This window comes from Bacteroidota bacterium (assembly GCA_018692315.1).
In the GTDB taxonomy this organism is placed as follows: domain Bacteria; phylum Bacteroidota; class Bacteroidia; order Bacteroidales; family JABHKC01; genus JABHKC01.
Genome location: JABHKC010000106.1, coordinates 1 through 13,224, shown reverse-complemented (window position 1 = coordinate 13,224; position 13,224 = coordinate 1). Strand labels below are relative to the sequence as shown.

Below are 13,224 nucleotides of genomic sequence, written 5' to 3'. Positions count from 1 at the left end.
AAATTGTTTGTTTGTTAAATTAAATTCAAAATATTAGATTTTCAGTTAAACGAAAATAAAAAAAAAGGCAATATAACAATTGCCTTTTTTCTTTTTACTTCCTCAATTTAAGTTCTTTAATTATCTTACGATATCTTTCGATATAATTATTTTTTAAATAATCTAATAATCTTCTTCGTTTCCCAACCATAACAATTAAAGCACGTTGAGTGCTATAATCTTTTCTGTTTTTTTTCAGATGCTCGGTGAGATGCGAAATCCGATGAGTAAATAATGCTATCTGACCCTCGGCTGAACCGCTGTCGTTGGCACTTTTACCGTAAGTTTTAAAAATCTCTTCTTTCTTTTCAGTTGTTAAATACATACTTTCATATTAAATGAATAAATCTAATTAAAGCGCTGCAAAAGTATATAAATTAATTTATTAAACAATATATGAACTTGAAATTTATCGAATTATTTGATGACACAAAATTTCCTAATTTCATTTTAATAAATTTAATATTTAGCATATATAAAATACTATAATCATGACTTTTAGCAATTAATAACTTGAATCGTGTTTATGGTGTTCCTTGCTTTTTACAATAAATTTCGTAACTTTGCAAAAATTAACAGAGAAATACAATTATTCTCATAGTTAGTAGTTAGATTTGAAAAATGAATTTATGAAATTTAAGACATATACTTTACAAAATTACAAAGAAATTCCACAAATATCGCAATTAGCTAAAAAGGATATTGCAAGCATTGATGTAGTTAGCCATGTTTTACCATTTAAAACTAACAATTATGTTGTTGATGAATTGATAGATTGGAAGAATTACGAAAATGATCCTATTTACAAAATTAACTTTCCTCAAAAAGATATGTTAATTCCTGAGCATTTTAAGGAAATGGAAAGTGTAATTAATTCAAATACAACAAAATCGGAAATTAGAGAAACAGCAAATAATATACGATTACAATTAAATCCACATCCCGCGGGGCAATTAGAGCATAATGTGCCTGAAATTAATGGTGAAAGATTGCTCGGAATTCAGCATAAATATAATGAAACAATGCTATTCTTCCCTACGCAAGGACAAACTTGCCATGCGTATTGTACATTTTGTTTTCGTTGGCCTCAGTTTGTAGGTATGGACGAACTTAAATTTGCTATGAAGCAAGGCGAATTAATGGTCGAATATTTGAAAGAGCACGATGAAGTTACCGATGTTTTATTCACTGGAGGCGACCCAATGACAATGAAAACTAAGCATTTAGAATCGTACATAAATATATTGTTAGATGCCGATTTGCCACATTTGCGAAACATAAGAATTGGAACCAAAGCCTTAACGTTTTGGCCTCAACGATATGTCGATGACAATGATACTGACAATTTATTGCGTCTTTTCGAGAAAGTATCTAAATCGAAAAAGAATTTAGCAATAATGGCACATTTTAATCATCCGAGAGAATTAGAAACAGACATTTTGCATACGGCGGTCAATAATATAAGAAACACTGGTGCATTAATCAGGACACAATCGCCACTTTTAAATAATATTAATGCTGAACCCGAGCTATGGTCAGCGATGTGGAACAAACAAGTGGAGCTCGGAATGATTCCTTATTATATGTTTGTTGCCAGAAATACCGGTGCTCAACACTATTTTTCTGTACCATTAGTGAAAGCATGGCAAATTTTCAGAAAAGCATATTCAAAAGTTGGCGGAATTTGCAGGACAGTGCGAGGACCAAGCATGTCGGCAGATCCCGGAAAAGTCCTTGTTGCTGGAGTTTCTAAAGTTAATGGGACAAAAGTTATTAATCTCACTTTTATTCAAGGGAGAAATTCGAAATGGGTTCGTCGTCCGTTTTTTGCAAAATATGATGAAAAGGCAACTTGGCTAAACGATTTAGTGCCAGCTTTCGACGAAAAAGAATTCTTCTATGAAGATGAGTTTAAAAGAATGTACAATTAAAACCTGCGATAAAAGCTTTCAAAAAACAGGAATTTATACAGAAGTAAAACTTTAATACTACCTAAATAAGGTATCATTTCTATTTGCACCTATCGAAATTATACTTATCGGAACTTTTAGTTCATCTTCAAGAAATTTGATATAAGCATTTAACTCCTTCGGTAAACTATCAACCTTAAATTCACTAATATTACATTTCCAACCTTTAAATTCACGATAAATTGGTTCAATTTCATTTAAATCGTGTGGGAATTGATCAATAGTTTTGTTGCCTTTTTGATACCCTACTGCAACTTTAATTTTATCGAAAGCATTTAGAACATCAACTTTTGTCATAATCAGTTGAGTTACACCATTTATCATTATGGAATATTTTAATGCTGTAAGATCTAACCATCCGCAACGGCGCGGTCTGCCAGTAGTTGCACCAAATTCGTTTCCTTCTTTTCGTAATAATTCTCCTTCTTCATCGTTAAGTTCGCTTGGAAATGGTCCACTTCCCACACGTGTACAATATGCTTTGAAAATTCCATAAACCTCTCCAATTTTATTTGGAGCAACACCCAGACCTGTGCAAGCTCCGGCACAAATAGTGTTCGAAGAAGTTACAAAAGGGTAAGAACCAAAATCGATATCAAGCAAGGTTCCTTGCGCTCCTTCGGCAAGTATTGTTTTTTCTTCTTCAATATAATTATTGATAGTATGTTCGCTATTAATTAGTTTGAACCTTTTTATCATTTCGATTCCTTCAAACCATTTTTTCTCATATTCAGAAAGGTCATAATCAAAACTATATGCTTTTAACAATTTCTCATGCTTCGATTTTAGTTTGTTATATTTCTCCAAAAAATCAGCAGAATTAATATCTCCAATTCTAAGACCATGCCTTCCAATTTTGTCGGTATAAGTTGGACCAATTCCTTTTAAAGTAGAGCCAATTTTTGCTTTTCCTTTCGAAGATTCGTAGGCAGCATCTAATATTCTATGGCTTGGAATAATTAAATGTGCCTTGTTAGAAATTAATAATCTTTCAGAAATATCTACATTAAGTTTCTTTAAATCACTAATTTCTTTATAAAAAATTGCCGGATCAATCACCACCCCATTTCCTATAACATTTATTGCATTCTCTCGGAAAACTCCTGAAGGGATAATGTGCAAAACATGCTTAATTTCGTTAAATTCGAGTGTGTGCCCAGCATTTGGACCTCCTTGAAATCGTGCAATAATTTCATAATTCGGCGTTAAAACATCTACTATTTTTCCTTTTCCTTCGTCTCCCCACTGAAGACCTAACAAAACATCTACTTTCATATTTTTTTCTAAAATAGTTCTCAATTACTTTGACTTATTGGTTGAGCAAAAAGTTTGACATCATTAGCCTCAATTTGCTTTGGACAAAGAATAATCAGCCTTTCAATTACATTGCGAAATTCGCGAATATTACCTGTCCAGTTTATATTTTTTAATTCAATAATTGCATCCTCAGAAATTTGTTTAGCTGGCATTCTATGTTCGGTACAAATTTGTTCTATGAAATAATTTGCCAAAATTAGAATATCCTCTTTTCTTTCGTTCAAAGATGGAATTCTCAACAAAATCACACTTAAGCGATGATATAAGTCTTCTCTAAAATTGTTTTTTGCAATTTCTTCTTTTAGATTTTTGTTTGTAGCCGCAATCACTCTTACATCTACTTTTATATCTTTATCGCTACCTACACGAGAGATTTTGTTTTCTTGCAAGGCTCTAAGTACTTTTGCTTGTGCTGATTGGCTCATATCCCCAATTTCATCGAGAAAAATTGTGCCGCCATTTGCTTGTTCAAATTTTCCTTTTCGTTGTTTATGTGCCGAAGTAAAAGCACCTTTTTCGTGTCCAAACAATTCGCTTTCTATCAATTCTGAAGGAATAGCTGCACAATTTACCTCAATAAAAGGACTGCTTGCTCTGTGACTTTTTTCGTGTATCCAGCGTGCAGCAACTTCTTTTCCTGTGCCATTTTCGCCGGTGATGAGAACTCTTGCATCTGTAGGAGCTACCCTTTCTATCATTTCTTTAATTAGATTTATTGCCTCAGAATTGCCAATCATGTCGTATGATTTACTGACTTTCCGTTTCAGAATTTTTGTCTCACTTATCAGATTAGATTTATCTTTTGCATTTTTGATAGTGATGAGCATTCGATTCAAATCTAAAGGTTTTTCAATGAAATCAAATGCTCCTTTTTTTATAGCTTCAACCGCAGTATCGATGTTTCCATGCCCCGAAATCATTATTACCGGAGTGTCGTTTGTTATTTCCATAATTTTCGGAAGCATTTCCAAACCATCCATTTTGGGCATTTTAATATCGCAAAGAATAATTTCGTATTCATTAGATTTTATTAATTCTAAGCCAGCAAATCCGTCTTCGGCCAAATCGACTTTATAATTTTCGTATTCAAGAATATCTTTCAGTGAATTACGAATACTCCTTTGATCATCTATTACTAATATTTTTGACATAATATTTTTTTATTTAGTTCATAGATATAAATCAGAATGTTTTACAAATTCTAAACTTCATATAAAAACTTATCAAACAAAATTTAACTATAAAAATTTACTAACATTTAGTTTTCTTTAAATTATCGATATTTCATAAATTAATCTTAATTGCCTCAAAGCTTTTTAGTGCTTCTGTATTCTCGTTCGTAATTAGCAAAATATCAAAACTGAGGCTATCATTTTTTAATTCTGCAATTCCGCTTTTAATATATTTATGACTGTCGTCCCAGTACGATTGTTGGTCTATTAAAATGAAAGTTGAATCGACGCTTGCATTACAAAATAGCTTATCGTCAATAAAAACTATAATTGAATTGTTGACATTTCCTGATTTTATGCTTAAAAGCTGAGTACTGTCATTAAAATTTGTATTGTAATATCCAAGAAACTTCTCACATGCATTATTAATTTTCAAAATCTTATTCATTTCATCGGCTTTTGCATCGAATTTTGATTTAGCAACAAGTGTAACAGTAAAAGAACCCGAATCAGGAAATACATGATATGGTGAAAAGTCTGTTGAGAATAAATTCTCACTTATTTTCCATTCATATGAATCTCCTTCGACAGAACAATTTATAAAATGTATAGTTTCGCCAGTTTCATAAACGGTTTTTGCTGTTTCAAAACAAGCTGTCGGTTCCTCGGTGCAAGATTGAAAAACAAGAATTAATATGGGAAAAATAAAACCCTGAATGATATTAATTTTCCTTCGTAAATATTTCCAAAGCATTTTTAGCTTATACAACTGAATTTGTTTAGTTTATTAAAAAAATACAATTTTAATGTTGAACAATAATCAATTTTGACTATTAGTTTCCGTAGCTACAATCGAAAGACGCAGGATTATAGAAAAATGTATCTTCCTTAATTTTTATTATCGTATCAATATTTGCTTCTAAAAGAACCGAATCTAAATAATCTTCTAACCAATATCTGTTTCCACACAAAATTAGGGAATCAATGGTATCCAATTCGAGTGTTACAATAAAATATTTTCCGCAAACTCTATTTTCGGCAGCAAATTCAACATCTCTTTTACGAGCTTCAACTTCATCGCTAGTACCACATAATTCATCATATTGCTTAAAATAATTATCTATAAAAACGGTATCGACAGTATTTCCTTGAATTTCGCACGTAATACATTCTTTGCAAGAGGAGAATACGATGGTCAATAATAATATGCCAATAGTGAATATTCCTAATTTTTTCATATCAAATAATTAATAATTTTGCCTACAAAAATATTTATTAATATCTAATAATCAATTCTATTTTATTAAAGTTCTGGATAAAACTTGAACTAATGCAGAAGTGCGAATAATAATTTCAAATCTAATAACTTCCGAGATATTTTCTAAAAAACCATTCAAGAGATAGCAGAAATAGTATTATAAATGCTATCCATTTCAGATTTATTAATTCTATAAATTTCTGCTCGGAATGAGAAATTGGGACTATATTATTATTGTTTTCTAAATCTTTTTGCAATTCTGAAATTTGTTGAGGAAAATACATTTTACCATTGTTGTTTTCAGCCAATTGATTAAGTAATTGATGGTTAGCCTTTGAATTTATTGCTTCTATATTAACTGGCAAAACACTGAATTTTCCTTCTTTCGTTAAAATTTCATCGCTAACCTCAGCAGTAGCTCTAAACTTATAATCGCCAGCGGGGAAAAGTCCAGCATCGAGTCGGTAAGCTTTTGAAGTTTTGTCGAATATGAAATTGAATTTATTTTCGTTTTGGTCGGAAATTTCAATTTCAAGATCCTCACTATTTATCAACTCGTAGCTTTCGTTATAAACTTCAGCCCTAATAATAATATTTTCGTTTTCGGAATATAAATTTTCGTAACTAACAATAAATCTTTCCTTTGAAATGCTAAGTGCTAAATATTGCACCACGCTGTTAATGAATTCATTAAAAAAATTATGATTCGAATTATTTAAGAAATCGTTCAATCTCCATCGCCAAATTCCTTCGCCGGATATAACTGCAATTTTGTTTTCGGAATGTGTATTAAATAAAATCAGAGGTTTTTGTGTATTGATATTCTTAATTTTCTGATAGAAAAGAACATTTGCAGATGGATTGGTTTTATACTCTCCAAAAGGAGAAATCAGAGGAGGAGCTTTCGAGAAAAATTGTATCGACTCCTCATTCGATTCAAACAATGGAAACTTAGAATTTATTTTCGCTTGTGTTTCTTCAGTTGCTCCCTTAGTTTGATAAATATTTAGCCCAATTTTCAAATTGTTAAATTTTTCTGTTGATGATGAAGCTCCAAGAATAAATAAGCAAGGAATTTTATTTTTGAATACTTCGGATAGCAAAGTTGTGGCAGCATTTGTTTTCGATGGTAATTGATGAAGGATTAGCAAGTTATAATCTTTCACATTTTGGTTTAAATCGTCTATCGGGCAATAATCAAGCTCGAAGTTTTCGTTCAATTTCAAAGTTTTTCGCAGTGCTCCTATATCCGGATGAGCCGAATTTGCTACTATTAAAATTTTTTGTTTGCTGTCGATAACATCAATAATTATATCCTGAGAATTATTCTTTTTGCTAATTTCATGATTATTAGGTGAGACAACAATTTTATATCGTTGTAAACCTTTCTCATTTGCTTCAATTTCTGCATCAATTGTTACAGAAAATCGATTATCGGTAACCAAAATCTCTTTCGAGAACAAGGTTTTGTTTTTGTGTATAATGCCAATTTTAGTGTTAGTGCCTTTCAGTTCGTTTATATCAACCACCGAGCGAACAGGAAATTTGTTACCAAGAAATGCAATTTTATTATACAAAACTTCCGACAGAATTATATCTTTTTGAGGATTTGTATCGCCTAAAGCAATTGTATAAATCGGGAAATTGATCTCGTCTGTCGAATAAATTGGATTTTTTCCATTATTATAAATTCCATCGCTTGAAATTATTATAGCTCCAACATTTCTTTTATAGTAATTATTGCCAATTTGGCCTAACAATGAAGTAAAATCTGTTTGTTTGTCTGTGTAGGAAAATTGCAAATTTTTCGTTAACTCATTGCCAAAAGTATAAGTATTCGTACTAAATTGTTGCTTTAAATCTGTGACAAAATTTTCGACAATTTGAGGATATTCTTCTTTGTAAAAAATTGAATCTTTATTAATAATTACCGATTCGCTGTTGTCTTGAGCAAAAATTACAATTGGATTTTCAATTGTAATTTTTTCAGATTTAATAAATGGCGAAAGTAGCAGAAAGCATAAAATAAAAACAGCAGCAAATCTAAAAACCGATAGTGTCGCAATTTTCCATTTTCCAATATCCTTTAATGTTTTATCTCTTCTGTAAAGAAAAAAAGCATATAAGAAAGCTATTAAAATGCAAGCCAAAACAAGCCAAATAGGATATTCGGTAACTATAGTATTGTTCAAAGTAAAAAAAGAGTTGAAAGTTTATAAAGTTCTTAAAGTTGAAAGTTGAACAGCTAATAATTATGAATTATAAAATAATCAATAATCTAAGTGTTCATAGCACCGCAAACATTCAAAACTTGTCCGCTAACAAATGTTGAAAGATCTGATCCTAAGAATACGCATACATTTGCAACATCTTCAGGTGTTCCGCCACGTTTCAAAGGAATTTTTTCAATCCATTCGTTTCTTAGGTTTTCAGGAATTTTTCCGGTCATTTCAGTAATAATAAAACCAGGAGCTATGGCATTGCAACGAATATTTCGCGAACCTAATTCTCTTGCTATAGATTTAGTAAATCCGATAATACCAGCCTTTGATGCCGAGTAGTTCGATTGTCCTGCATTTCCGCTTACTCCTACCACCGAACTCATATTTATTATTGAACCAACTCGTTGTTTCAGCATTGTTCGTTGAACAGCTTTTGTTAGATTAAAAACCGATTTAAGGTTAATATTAATCACAGCATCCCATTGATCTTCAGTCATTCGCATCAATAATGTATCTTTAGTAATTCCAGCATTATTCACCAAAATGTCTATCCTATCAAAATCTTTTAAGATTGCATTTATGGTTTCTTCCGATTTCTCGAAACTGCTGGCATCGGAGGCATATGCTTTTGCTTTTACGCCATATTTATTAAGTTGAATTTCTAATTCTTTCGCATTTTCATCGATAAACAAATCAGTGAATGCAACATTTGCACCTTGCTCTGCAAATTTCAAAGCAATTTCTTTCCCAATTCCTCTGCCTGCACCGGTAATTATTGCAGTTTTTCCTTCTAATAATTTCATAGTTTTCTATTTAGTAAATTTTTAATTTTCTGACTTATTCAAGTATAGATTTTATTGAGTATGGTGGTTTTCTGTTCTGAACGACAAAAATTCTGTTTAAATATTCTCCAATCACTCCAAGGCTAAAAAGAATAATACTTGTAGAGAAAAGTATTGTAACAATAATTGAAGTATATCCGAGCGGAACATCAAAAACAACTTTTCTAATAAGGAATCTTATTCCAAAAATAAAACTCAATATTGAAAAAATAACCCCTCCATATGTCATAATTTTTAATGGCACTTTTGTGTAATATATTGAGATATTGAAAAATAATCTGAATAATTTTCCATAGGTATAGGTTGAGGAGCTAAACTTTCTTTTTTCGTGCCGCACTTTAGTGAAACTGATATATTTTGTGTACCAAAGCAATATTTCATCGACATAAACAAAATTTTGCGAGTGGTGCAAGATTTTTTTTATCAACTCTGCTTTTATCAATTTAAAAGAAGAGCCTTGACCAGTAGCCAAATCATGTTTTCTTTTTGCAGATTTTTTCAGAATATTGCTGCCAAAATTCCTAACTTTTGAATGCTGTTTCTCAACCAAATCGCCATAGACAATATCTGCTTGCGATATTTTATATTCATCAATCAATCGTTCAATTTCTTCGGGTGGGATTTGAAGATCGTCATCCAAAGTTATAATGAAATTGCCTTTTGCAAAATGAAAACCACAAAAAAGTGCATTGTGTTGCCCAAAATTTTTTGCTAATTGAATTGCTGTGATACTTTCAGGATTTGAATTTTTAAGTTCAATAATTTTTCCCCAACTATTATCTCTTCCGGAATCTTCAACGAAAATTACTTCAAAAGATAATTTCAATTTTTCAAATGTTGCTTTAGTTCTTGCAAACAGTTCTTCAAGCGACTCTTCGCTGTTATAAACCGGAACCACAACCGAGTATTCTGGATTTTGAATTTTGTTCATTTCAAATTTTTTTGCTTACAATTGCAAACAATTTTCTACAATTTCATATAAAAGATAAAACCGATTTAATTTCCCCCTAATGGCAAGTTTGTTCCGGTAATCCATCGAGAAGCATCGGAGAGAAAAAATATTGCAGCATTTGCAACATCAATCGGATCTCCAAATCCTAAAGGAGACATTCGTTCAAAATTATCCATAACTTCCTTGGAAATAGTTTGTTCGGCTCCATCCACCATTGGTGTTTTCACAAAAGTAGGAGACAAACAGTTTGCTCTAATTTTTTTTGGAGCTAATTCAGATGCTAAAACTCGCGAATAGGTTTCCAATGCAGCCTTACTACTCGAATACATTGCTCCACCAAAATATGAATATTTAGATCCTATTGACGAGAGAAAAACTATTGAGCCACTATCAAGAATTTTTCTTTTTTTCAATAATCGACCGGTTGCCAGAACAGGCGATTCGAAATTAATATTAAAAAGATGATCGATGTTTGCTTGACGAATAAATTTTGCAGGCATATGCGCAGTCAGTCCTGCTGAAAAAACTACTCCATGAAGTTTCGGCAGCTTATCAACTAAAAATGCTATTTGCTTTTCGTCAGTCAAATCTGCCGGCAAAGCTAAATGTCCTTCGCCAGAAAGTTCAGAATATGTATTATTTAATCGTTCTTCGTTTCTTCCGGTGATAATAACTTTTGCTCCATATTTGCTCGCAGAAATTGCAATTTCTCTTCCAATTCCTGAAGAAGCTCCTGTTACAAAAATATTTTTATCGGTCAATTTAAAAACATCCATCTTTTTCCTTTTTCAAATATATCAACACGAAATAATTTCAACACAAAAAGGCTAAAACATTAAATTTAAATAATTTAATACAATAGCCTTTTCTCATTTAGATTCTAAATATAGAGCATCTCCGGCACTACCAAATTTTCTGTTTCAGCATAAACCGAACCCCACGATAAACCAACTCCAAAACCAGAAAATACGAGCTTGAGTTTTTGTTTTCTAAGCTCTTCGCTCAAGGCAAAAACCATAGTAATAGGTATTGAAGCACAACTTGTATTTCCAAGCTTATGTATTGAATATGGTAATTTTTCTGGCGGAAGTTTCAATCTTTTCCTTACCAATTCATTTATCATTTTGTTTGCCTGATGAAGTACTGCATAGTCAACATCTTCAATGCTTTTATCAAAATGTTTCAGTAAATTCTTAACATTTTTTGCTACTTCTTTCAATGTAAAATTGAAAACTTTTATGCCATCGAGGTGAACATGAGTCTTATTTCTATAGATTCCTTCATCGTATTTTTCAATTATGAACGATGTGTCTTTATCAATAAAATTCTTTATTCCTCCATCGGGAATCATAATTGCATCCCATCCCGATCCATCGGTCTGTAAATTGAAAAGCATTGGTGAGGCAGATTCGTCGTATTCCAATGCAGTTACAGTGGCAGCATCGCCAAACAATGGGTATGAACTTTTATCTTTATAATAAGTACTTAGAGATGACAAATCGCTTACCATAAGCAACGATTTTTTGAATTTTGCTGTAGTTATATGCGATGCAATGGTTGACAATCCGTAAACATATGCCGAACATCCTAAGCTAATATCGAAAGCCATGCAAGTTTTTGGTAAACCTAATCGGTCTTGCAGAATAGATGATGTTTGTGGTAACACATAATCTCTTGATTGTGAGACAAAAACTAAACATTCGATCTCAGATTTATCCCATTTTAATTCTTCAATGAGTTTTTCTGCTGCCATAACGCACATATCGGAAGATGTAACTGTACGAATACCTGGAACTACACGTCTTTTTTCAACACCGGTATTCTTAATGAACAATTCTCTTTCATTTTCCGTAATCCAATCATAATCTCTATTGTCAATTTCTTTTTTCGGAACAGTTCCTGCTATTCCTACAATTTTAGTATTTGGAATTGAAAATATTGCCATAATTGTATTTTTCTAAACTCTACTTTTAATAATTTCGAAAAGATCTTGAATTGTTTTTGATGAATTCAAGTCTTCGGCATTGATGGTTACATCATATTCAGAATCGACAAGTGCTATGAAAATCAGTGCATTAATCGAATTCCATTCAAAATTTTTCCTGAATTCGCTTTCTGGTTTTAACACTCCTGGCTCTAAATCATCAAATTCTTCTTCAAGTTGTTCGATAAATTCTTCTATTGACATTCTTTTGTTTTTTAGTTATTTGATTAATAAAAATTTATAATTCTAATACACATGCCGCCCAGCTATACCCGACACCAAAGCTTACAAACATTACAGTATCTCCTTTTTTTGTACGATTATCTTCCATAGCATGGTAAAGTGCAATTGGAATTGTCGATGAAACTGTGTTACCACAATCTTCGATATGTATATAATATTTTTCTTTAGGAATATTTGCTTTTCTGGCAACAGTTTCCATTATAAGTTTACTTGCCTGATGAAAAACAACGAGGTCGATATCGTCTAAGGTAAGTCCGGCCTTGTTCAAAAGGTCTTTGATTAACTTAGGTCCAGTCTTTGCCGAAAAAAGAAAAACAGCACTTCCGTTCATATAGAAACTAGTATTGTGCCGAATATTTCCATAATTATCGGTTACTTCATATATTTCATCTGCCTGAGGCATATCGTTTCTGGCACATCCGTAATCAATAATTATATTTCTATACCCCTTGCCATCTGTACCAAAAACAAAGTCTCCTATGCCGGAGCTTTCATCAGTTGCTTCTACAAGGCAGGCAGCTGCTCCATCGCCAAAAATTGGTCGTGAACTTTTGTCTTTCGGATGAATATATCTGCTAATTGTTTCGGCAGTGAGAACCAAAACATTGTTTGCTTGTCGGCTTTCAATCAAAGCTTTTGCAAGCGACAGACTGTAAACAAATCCTGTACATCCCTGATTAATATCGACAGTACCACAAGATTTTGATATTTTCAATTTCTCTTGGATAACACAAGCTGTTGTAGGACAAATATAATCATTACTTTGAGTACAAAAAACTATATATTCTATATCAGAAGGATTAATGTCGTTTTTCTTGAATAGTTTTTTTGCTGCTTCTACAGCTAAATCGGAAGGAGTTTCGCCTTCGGCTCTAATATACCTTCTCCTAACTCCTGTAACTTTAAATAATTCGTCCATATCCCAATCGGGATTTTCCTTTTTTAAATCATTATTATCAAGCACTTTTTCAGGCAGGTAATAATCAATTGCTTTAATAAAACTTTTCATAAAAAACTACATCGGTATTAAAGATGCAAAAGTAACAAACATATTACATTATGAAACTAATACTTCTATTTATTAATAGGGCAAACGCATGAAACATTTTCATCATCCATATTTAGTTTTAGTACTATTTTCATTCAATTACCTATAATTGTATGGGCATAGGTAAGCTACTATCAGGAACTTGCTGATATTTTGGAGGGTTTTATTTTTAGTTTT

General features: G+C 31.9%; 13 protein-coding genes. 1 reads left to right on the top strand and 12 read right to left on the bottom strand.

Translation table 11 applies throughout. From position 1 onward, the window contains the following. Positions 1-94: 94 nt before the first annotated feature. Entirely contained in the window at positions 95-364 is a 270-nt protein-coding gene (gene rpsO / locus HN894_08595) for a 30S ribosomal protein S15 (protein MBT7143382.1), read from the bottom strand. Between the two features lie 304 nt (positions 365-668). Here rpsO and HN894_08590 point away from each other — a divergent pair, with 304 nt between their 5' ends. Further along, positions 669-1,970 (top strand): lysine 2,3-aminomutase, encoded by a 1,302-nt coding sequence (locus tag HN894_08590; protein ID MBT7143381.1) that lies wholly within the window; start codon positions 669-671, stop codon positions 1,968-1,970. A gap of 57 nt (positions 1,971-2,027) precedes the next feature. Here HN894_08590 and HN894_08585 read toward each other — a convergent pair whose 3' ends face one another. The 11 genes from HN894_08585 to HN894_08535 form a co-directional block, all read right to left on the bottom strand. Continuing rightward, positions 2,028-3,284 carry an adenylosuccinate synthase gene (locus HN894_08585; GenBank protein MBT7143380.1) on the bottom strand — a complete coding sequence of 419 codons (1,257 nt, stop codon included), beginning with the start codon at positions 3,282-3,284 and terminating at the stop codon, positions 2,028-2,030. Between the two features lie 20 nt (positions 3,285-3,304). Beyond that, complete coding sequence (locus tag HN894_08580) at positions 3,305-4,477, bottom strand: sigma-54-dependent Fis family transcriptional regulator (protein MBT7143379.1); 1,173 nt, start codon at positions 4,475-4,477, stop codon at positions 3,305-3,307. A gap of 133 nt (positions 4,478-4,610) precedes the next feature. After that, positions 4,611-5,252, bottom strand: a complete 642-nt coding sequence (locus HN894_08575) for a PKD domain-containing protein (GenBank protein ID MBT7143378.1) — start codon at positions 5,250-5,252, stop codon at positions 4,611-4,613. 79 nt (positions 5,253-5,331) lie between these two features. Beyond that, positions 5,332-5,736 (bottom strand): hypothetical protein, encoded by a 405-nt coding sequence (locus HN894_08570; protein ID MBT7143377.1) that lies wholly within the window; start codon positions 5,734-5,736, stop codon positions 5,332-5,334. 121 nt (positions 5,737-5,857) lie between these two features. Continuing rightward, positions 5,858-7,948, bottom strand: coding sequence for a hypothetical protein (locus HN894_08565; protein ID MBT7143376.1), 2,091 nt, complete (start codon positions 7,946-7,948; stop codon positions 5,858-5,860). Positions 7,949-8,034: 86 nt separating this feature from the next. Then, complete coding sequence (fabG, locus tag HN894_08560; protein ID MBT7143375.1) at positions 8,035-8,781, bottom strand: 3-oxoacyl-[acyl-carrier-protein] reductase; 747 nt, start codon at positions 8,779-8,781, stop codon at positions 8,035-8,037. Between the two features lie 34 nt (positions 8,782-8,815). Then, positions 8,816-9,751 carry a glycosyltransferase family 2 protein gene (locus tag HN894_08555; GenBank protein ID MBT7143374.1) on the bottom strand — a complete coding sequence of 312 codons (936 nt, stop codon included), beginning with the start codon at positions 9,749-9,751 and terminating at the stop codon, positions 8,816-8,818. Positions 9,752-9,816: 65 nt separating this feature from the next. Next, on the bottom strand, positions 9,817-10,548 hold the full coding sequence (locus HN894_08550; protein ID MBT7143373.1) for an SDR family oxidoreductase: 732 nt from the start codon (positions 10,546-10,548) through the stop codon (positions 9,817-9,819). A gap of 104 nt (positions 10,549-10,652) precedes the next feature. Then, complete coding sequence (locus HN894_08545) at positions 10,653-11,717, bottom strand: ketoacyl-ACP synthase III (GenBank protein ID MBT7143372.1); 1,065 nt, start codon at positions 11,715-11,717, stop codon at positions 10,653-10,655. Positions 11,718-11,729: 12 nt separating this feature from the next. Then, on the bottom strand, positions 11,730-11,960 hold the full coding sequence (locus tag HN894_08540; protein ID MBT7143371.1) for an acyl carrier protein: 231 nt from the start codon (positions 11,958-11,960) through the stop codon (positions 11,730-11,732). Between the two features lie 34 nt (positions 11,961-11,994). Continuing rightward, entirely contained in the window at positions 11,995-13,008 is a 1,014-nt protein-coding gene (locus HN894_08535) for a ketoacyl-ACP synthase III (GenBank protein MBT7143370.1), read from the bottom strand. Positions 13,009-13,224: the final 216 nt, after the last annotated feature.

Bases quoted from the DNA above. Each gene is read 5' to 3' on its own strand.
- rpsO (MBT7143382.1), bottom strand. From the start codon at position 364: ATGTATTTAACAACTGAAAAGAAAGAAGAGATTTTTAAAACTTACGGT.
- HN894_08590 (MBT7143381.1), top strand. From the start codon at position 669: ATGAAATTTAAGACATATACTTTACAAAATTACAAAGAAATTCCACAA.
- HN894_08585 (MBT7143380.1), bottom strand. From the start codon at position 3,284: ATGAAAGTAGATGTTTTGTTAGGTCTTCAGTGGGGAGACGAAGGAAAA.
- HN894_08580 (MBT7143379.1), bottom strand. From the start codon at position 4,477: ATGTCAAAAATATTAGTAATAGATGATCAAAGGAGTATTCGTAATTCA.
- HN894_08575 (MBT7143378.1), bottom strand. From the start codon at position 5,252: ATGCTTTGGAAATATTTACGAAGGAAAATTAATATCATTCAGGGTTTT.
- HN894_08570 (MBT7143377.1), bottom strand. From the start codon at position 5,736: ATGAAAAAATTAGGAATATTCACTATTGGCATATTATTATTGACCATC.
- fabG (MBT7143375.1), bottom strand. From the start codon at position 8,781: ATGAAATTATTAGAAGGAAAAACTGCAATAATTACCGGTGCAGGCAGA.
- HN894_08555 (MBT7143374.1), bottom strand. From the start codon at position 9,751: ATGAACAAAATTCAAAATCCAGAATACTCGGTTGTGGTTCCGGTTTAT.
- HN894_08550 (MBT7143373.1), bottom strand. From the start codon at position 10,548: ATGGATGTTTTTAAATTGACCGATAAAAATATTTTTGTAACAGGAGCT.
- HN894_08545 (MBT7143372.1), bottom strand. From the start codon at position 11,717: ATGGCAATATTTTCAATTCCAAATACTAAAATTGTAGGAATAGCAGGA.
- HN894_08540 (MBT7143371.1), bottom strand. From the start codon at position 11,960: ATGTCAATAGAAGAATTTATCGAACAACTTGAAGAAGAATTTGATGAT.
- HN894_08535 (MBT7143370.1), bottom strand. From the start codon at position 13,008: ATGAAAAGTTTTATTAAAGCAATTGATTATTACCTGCCTGAAAAAGTG.